The sequence below is a fragment of the Dietzia sp. CW19 genome, assembly GCF_014145265.1.
GTDB classification, from domain to species: Bacteria; Actinomycetota; Actinomycetes; order Mycobacteriales; family Mycobacteriaceae; genus Dietzia; species Dietzia natronolimnaea.
Map to the genome: position 1 here is coordinate 1 of NZ_JAALEE010000135.1, position 5,911 is coordinate 5,911.

Annotated in this window: 7 protein-coding genes; 2 read left to right on the plus strand and 5 right to left on the minus strand. The window is 71.2% G+C overall.

Annotated elements, in window-relative coordinates; all coding sequences use genetic code 11:
• Positions 1-75: 75 nt before the first annotated feature.
• Positions 76-381 carry a hypothetical protein gene (locus tag G6021_RS04700; RefSeq protein ID WP_182609366.1) on the plus strand — a complete coding sequence of 102 codons (306 nt, stop codon included), beginning with the start codon at positions 76-78 and terminating at the stop codon, positions 379-381.
• Between the two features lie 67 nt (positions 382-448).
• On the opposite strand, the gene G6021_RS04705 is transcribed toward G6021_RS04700, so the two are convergent.
• The 5 genes from G6021_RS04705 to G6021_RS04725 all read right to left on the minus strand — a co-directional run bounded on the left by G6021_RS04705 (position 449) and on the right by G6021_RS04725 (position 4,962).
• The gene (locus G6021_RS04705; RefSeq protein ID WP_241732516.1) at positions 449-1,321 is read right to left on the minus strand and encodes an alpha/beta hydrolase; all 873 of its coding nucleotides are present in this window, start codon (positions 1,319-1,321) and stop codon (positions 449-451) included.
• 71 nt (positions 1,322-1,392) lie between these two features.
• Positions 1,393-2,370, minus strand: a complete 978-nt coding sequence (locus G6021_RS04710; protein ID WP_179523640.1) for a glycine betaine ABC transporter substrate-binding protein — start codon at positions 2,368-2,370, stop codon at positions 1,393-1,395.
• The gene (locus G6021_RS04715; RefSeq protein ID WP_182609365.1) at positions 2,367-3,131 is read right to left on the minus strand and encodes an ABC transporter permease; all 765 of its coding nucleotides are present in this window, start codon (positions 3,129-3,131) and stop codon (positions 2,367-2,369) included. The genes G6021_RS04710 and G6021_RS04715 overlap by 4 nt, the downstream gene beginning before the upstream one ends.
• On the minus strand, positions 3,128-4,321 hold the full coding sequence (locus G6021_RS04720) for an ATP-binding cassette domain-containing protein (RefSeq protein WP_182609364.1): 1,194 nt from the start codon (positions 4,319-4,321) through the stop codon (positions 3,128-3,130). Before G6021_RS04720 ends, G6021_RS04715 begins: the two co-directional genes overlap by 4 nt.
• On the minus strand, positions 4,318-4,962 hold the full coding sequence (locus tag G6021_RS04725) for an ABC transporter permease (RefSeq protein ID WP_182609363.1): 645 nt from the start codon (positions 4,960-4,962) through the stop codon (positions 4,318-4,320). The genes G6021_RS04720 and G6021_RS04725 overlap by 4 nt, the downstream gene beginning before the upstream one ends.
• A gap of 130 nt (positions 4,963-5,092) precedes the next feature.
• Here G6021_RS04725 and G6021_RS04730 point away from each other — a divergent pair.
• A partial coding sequence (locus G6021_RS04730; protein ID WP_182640757.1) for an inositol monophosphatase family protein occupies positions 5,093-5,911 on the plus strand: 819 nt, incomplete at its 3' end.

Genomic DNA, 5,911 nt, shown 5'->3' on the forward strand with positions numbered 1-5,911 from the left:
GGCGTGTTACTGACCCACGCTCCTAGCAGTTCCTGGGCTGAGCCGATTTCCGGGCGGCGCGGTTAGGCTGGCCGTATGCCGCTGCGCCCCCGTTCCGACGCCGCCTCCCCGAGGAAGAGATCGTCCGAGGGCATGGACCTGGGCACCCGGTCACTGGTGCTGGGGGTGGGGTCCCTGGCGCTGTCCTGGGTTCCACTGCTCAACATCATCGCGTTCCTCGCCGCGCTGATGGCCGTCGCCTTCGGGTTGCTCGCGCGGTGGCCCACGGGGTGGCTCACCAACCAGGAGCCGGACCCGCGCCGGGGACTGGTCGGGGTCGTCCTCGGTGGGGTCGCGATCGTCGTCTTCGTCATCACGGCCGTGCGGTACTCCGCGCTGTAGCAGCACCGACAGCGCCGACGGCACCGACCGCGCCGACGGCGCCGGCCTCGGCGATCGCGGTGCGTCCTCAATGCGAGTTGGACACCACCCAGCCGATCGCCGTGCGCATCCGACGGGCGAAGGTCCCGGGATGGGTCGCGCACGCGGCGTGGCCGGCGCTGATCGGGAACACCGCGCTGTGCGGCAACAGATCGGCCATCTCGTCCTGGATCCACCGGGGGAAGGCGATGTCGCGCATGGTCTTGACGACCGCGACGGGCAGTTCCAGCTCGTGGAGCCACGACGTGGAGTTGAACCGGGCCACCTCCGTGATCACCGTCCTGTGGGTCGCGAGGGGCACGGAGGCCAGTTCCCGCATCGCCCAGGTGTAGGCGCTGGGCACCTCGTCGCCGATCTCCCTGGCCACCTCGACGGGTACGGCGTTGAGCACGGGGGCTCCCCGGGTCAGCGATCCCATCGTGATCTTCTCCAGCGCGTTGCGCTGGGCACCGGTACCGGTGGCGGCCAACACCAGTCCGCCGAGGCGGGAGGGGTCGCGACGGGCCGCGAGCTGGGCGACGATGCCGCCCATCGAGTACCCGCCGATCACCGGTTTCTCCAACTCCAGGTGGTCGGAGACGCGCAGCACGTCCTCGCCCAGCGCCCCGAAGTCGAACGGGCCGCCGTGGCCCATCCCGTGGCGGCGCTGGTCGTAGGCGATGAGCCGGTACTCGCCCCGCAGACGCTGGAAGGTCTGATACCAGTTGAGCATCCCGGTGGCGGCCATCCCGTGCAGCAGGACGACCGGCGTGAGGTGCTCCTCGCCGGTGTCGTAGAGCCTGGTGGTGACGTCGTCGGTGAGGGTGACGATCCGACCGGCCGGAAGCAGCGTCATGTCCGGCGCCATCCGCGGAAGGCGCGATGCCGACCTCGGGATCGCGGCCAGCGGGTTCCTGGTCATGAGTGTCCTCCTCGGGTACCTGACCCCGATTGTTCGCCTCTTCGCCGCGCTCTGCACGACCGGACGCGCGGTCACTCCGCGGAGACCAGTCCCCGGTCCACCAGGAAATCCCTCGCGACCAGCGCCGGATCGTCGCCGTCGACGTCGACCCGCATGTTCATCTCGACCATCACCTCGTTGTCGAGGACCTCGACGAGCGGCGCGAGGACCTCCTCGATCTCGGGGTGCGCGTCCAGGAACTCGCCCCGCACCACGGTGGCGAGGTTGTAGACGGGGAAGAAGCGCTGGTCGTCCTCCAGGACAACCAGGTCGAGGCCCTTGACCCGGCCGTCGGTGGTGTAGACCTCGCCGAACCGGCACTCCCGGCCGGTGGCGGTGGCCTGGTAGATGATCCCGGGCTGCATGATCGGCACCGGGACCGTGGCCGCGTCGAAACCGTAGGCCTCGGCCAGCCCGGGCCAGCCGTCACGGCGCACGGAGAACTCGGTCTCCATGCAGGTCACGGCGGAGTCCGGATCGGTCTGGACGAGCCGGGCGTAATCGGAGAACGTGCGCAGCCCGGTCTCCTCCGCGGTGGCCCGGCTCATGGCGAACGAGTAGGTGTTGTCGACGGTCGTCGGGGGCAGCCACCGGATGTCGTGGGCCTCGAGGTCGGCGTCCCGGACGGCCACCCACTGACCCTCGGGGTCGCGGATGGGTTCCGAGTTGCCGAGATAGCTCATCCACGCGGTGCCCGTGTACTCCATCCCGATGTCCACCTGGCCGGTGACCAGGGCCTGCCGGAAACTGTTGGACCCGGCCAGCGAGGACATGTCGGAGACCTCCATCCCGGCGGCGGCCAGGAGGAACTCCACCAGGTAGCTGCTGATCACGCCCTCGGTGAAGTCCTTGCCGCCGACCGTCACGCGCACCCCTTCGAGCGCGGGGACGGTGCCGTCCGGGCCGGGGCCCACGGGCAGGGGCACGGACCCGCCGTCGCTCAGCCCGCACCCGGTCGCCACGAGCACGGTGGCCAGACACGAGGCGAGGAGTCGCTTCACGGTGGTCATCGCAGCCCCCTCGGGTTGAACAGGACCTCGCCCACCCCGCCGAGCCAGTCGACCAGCAGGGCCAGGCACACCGCCAGGACGGAACCCACCACGAGTGTGGTGGTGTCCTGGAGTCGATAGCCGGTGTCGATGAAGATGCCCAGCCCGCCCGCGTCCACCAGGAAGCTCAGCGTGGCGGTGCCGACCGCCAGGACGAGCGTGGTGCGGAGCCCGGCCAGGATGAACGGCACCGCGAGCGGCAACTCGACCGTGCGCAGGACCCGGCTCGTCGTCATGCCCTGTCCCCTCGCGGCGTCGATGAGCGCGGGATCCACGTTCCGGATCCCCACGATCGTGTTGCGCAGCACCGGGAGCAGTGAATAGACGGCCACGGGCAGGACGCCGATCCAGAAGCCGGTCCGGTTGGTGGCCAGGAACAGCAGCACGATCAACCCGATCGCCGGTGCCGCCTGGCCGACGTTGGCGATCCCGATGGCGACGGGCGCGAGGAAACCCATCCGGCGGCGGGTGAGCAGGATCCCCAGCGGCACCCCGACCGCGACCACGATCGCGGCCACGGTGAAGGTGATCTGGACGTGCTCGAGGGTGCGCTGGGTGATGGACGAGGCGTTGAGCGAGGCCCTCTGGGTCTCGTCGAGCTCGGACCCGAAGGCCCACCACAGCACGCCCACCGCGGCCAGCGTGATGAGGACCGGCTGGACCACCAACCGGGCCGAGTCCGCGCGGGACGCGGCGCGGGACGCGGTCGCCGCGGCGCTCACGAGCGCTCCGCGGGGTCCGGGGAACCGGGGACGTTGTGGTGGTGGTGGATGCGCCGGAGCTCTCCCACCAGGTCGTCGATGCCGATCGTCCCCCGGTACGCCCCGGAACGGTCGACCACCACGGTGGTCGCGCTGGCGGTCGAGAGCAGCCCGTCGAGCGCCTCCTGGAGCGTGGAGTCGACCGTCACGGTGCCGGCCACCGGCTGGCCACCCGAACGCAGGTCGGGCATCCGGGCCACCAGGTCCCCGCGCACCCAGCGCAGGGGGCGCCCGGAGTCGTCCAGGACCACCGCCCACTCGTCGTCCGTCCCGCGTACGCGGGAGGCGAAGTCGGCCGGGTCCTCCGACTCCCTCGCCGTCGTCGCCTCTCCGAGGACCACGTCCCCCACCCGCCGGAGGGTCAGTGTCTTCAACGCCGCGTCGTCGCCGATGAAGCCGGCCACGGTCTCGTCGGCCGGGTTGGCGAGAATCGCCTCGGGGGAGTCGAACTGCAGGACCGACGAGCCGGGCCCGAGCACCGCGATCCGGTCGCCGAGCCTGACGGCCTCGTTGAAGTCGTGGGTGACGAAGACGATGGTCTTGTGCAGCTCCTCCTGCAGGCGGATGAGCTCGTCCTGGAGGGAGGCGCGGGTGATGGGGTCCACGGCGCCGAACGGCTCGTCCATGAGCAGCACCGGCGGGTCCGCGGCCAGGGCGCGCGCCACCCCGACCCGCTGCTGCTGGCCACCGGAGAGCTGGGCGGGGTAGCGGTCGCGGTAGTCGGCCGGGTCGAGGCCCACCAGCTCCAGCATCTGGTCCACGCGGTCCGCCACGCGCGACTTCCTCCACTTGAGGAGCCGGGGCACGGTCCCGACGTTCTGGGCGACCGTCAGGTGCGGGAACAGGCCGGACGCCTGGATGGCGTAGCCGATGTGGCGCCGCAGGGTGTCGGCGTCGAGGGTCCGGTTGTCCTGGCCGTCGATCGTGATGGTCCCCGAGGTGGGTTCGATCAGCCGGTTGATCATCCGCATCGTCGTGGTCTTGCCGCAGCCGGAGGGACCCACGAACACGGTGGTGCGTCCGGCGGGCAACTCGAGAGAGACGTGGTCGACGGCCGGTCGGTCCTGGCCGGGGTAGACCTTGGTGACGTCGTCCAGGGTGATGGGCACCCCGGACACGGCGCCGGCGTCGTGCGCGGTGGGTGTGGTCACTGGTTCCCCCTGATGGTGAGGCGTCCGAGGAGGACGAGGAGCGCGTCGAGGACGAGCGCGAGGACGACGATGAGGACGGTCGCCGTGAGCGCCATCGGCAGCGCGGTGGGCGTCCCCACCCGGGAGAGCCCGGCGAAGATCAGGTTCCCCAAGCCCGGGCCCTTGGCGTAGGCGGCGATCGCGAGGATGCCCATGGACATCTGGGTGGACACGCGGATCCCGGCGAGGATCGACGGCCACGCCAGCGGGATCTCCACCCGGCCCAGGACCCCGATCCGGCTCATCCCGACCCCGCGCGCGGCGTCCACGGTGGCCGCGGGGACGGCGTCGAGTCCGACGATGGTGTTGCGCAGGATCGGCAGCACCGCGTAGATCACCAGTGCGGTCATGGTGGGCAGCACGCCCAGCCCCAGGATCGGGATGAGGAGTCCCAGCAACGCGAACGAGGGCACGGTCAGCGCGGTGGCGGCCAGGCCGGTGGCCACGGCGGAGCCGGCCCTGCTGCGGTACACCGCCACGCCGACGGCCACCGACAGCAGCGTGGCCAGCAGGACCGCCTGCACGGTCGCGCTGACGTGCTGCCAGGAGTCGGTGGCGAGCTGGAGCCGGCGGGTGGAGATGAAGTCCACGAGGTCGTTCAACGTATCTCGGCTCCGTCCGTGCGGTTCGGTCTGCTCACGCTATCCGGATGGGCACGTGTAGAGGGGTGGGAACGAGTATGTCGCGGTGTGATCCGGCGTGCGACCGGTGGCCGTGATGCACCATGGGGCCATGACTGCGAGGCCCGACCGCCCCCTGGACCCTGACCTGATCGAGCACCTCGACGAGCTGCTCGCCGCCACCGGCAGGATCGCCCGCCGCCACTTCCACGGCGAGCTCGAGGCGCTGGTCGCCGGCGACAAGGGCGGGGGGCGGGGGTACGACCCGGTGACCGAGGCCGATCGCGACATCGAGGCGTTGTTGCGGGCCGGGATCTCGTCGATGGCGCCGGGGGACCGGGTGGTGGGGGAGGAGAACGGCGAGTCCGGGCCCCCGGACGCCCCCCGCACCTGGTATCTCGACCCGATCGACGGCACCAAGGCCTTCCTCACGGGGATGGCGGGGTGGGGCACGCTCGTCGGGGTGGTGGAGGACGGCCGGGCGGTCGCCGGGTGGATGGACCAACCGGTGTTGGGGGAGACCTTCGCCGCGGTCCACGGACGCGCCACCGTACGTCGCCGATCGGACGGGCCGGAGGCATTCGATCTGCACGTGTCGGGGTGCGACGAGCTGTCCGAGGCGATCATGTACACCACCCACCCGTCGATGTTCGGGGACGGTGAGCTGCGCCGACGCTACGACGACCTCGCCACCCGGGTGCGCCTGCAGCGCTTCGGCGGGGACTGCTACGCCTATTGCATGCTCGCCGCGGGCCGGGTGGACCTGGTGGTCGAGTCCGACCTGAAGTCCTACGACATCGTGGCCCTCATCCCGATCATCGAGGCGGCCGGCGGCGTGATCACCGGACCGGACGGTCGGCAACCGCTGGACGGCGGCACGGTCGTGGCCGCCGCGACACCGGCCCTGGCGGAGCAGGCGTGGGCGGTGCTC

Coding starts and splice junctions, on each gene's coding strand:
- G6021_RS04700 (WP_182609366.1), top strand. CDS start 76: ATGCCGCTGCGCCCCCGTTCCGACGCCGCCTCCCCGAGGAAGAGATCG.
- G6021_RS04705 (WP_241732516.1), bottom strand. CDS start 1,321: ATGACCAGGAACCCGCTGGCCGCGATCCCGAGGTCGGCATCGCGCCTT.
- G6021_RS04710 (WP_179523640.1), bottom strand. CDS start 2,370: ATGACCACCGTGAAGCGACTCCTCGCCTCGTGTCTGGCCACCGTGCTC.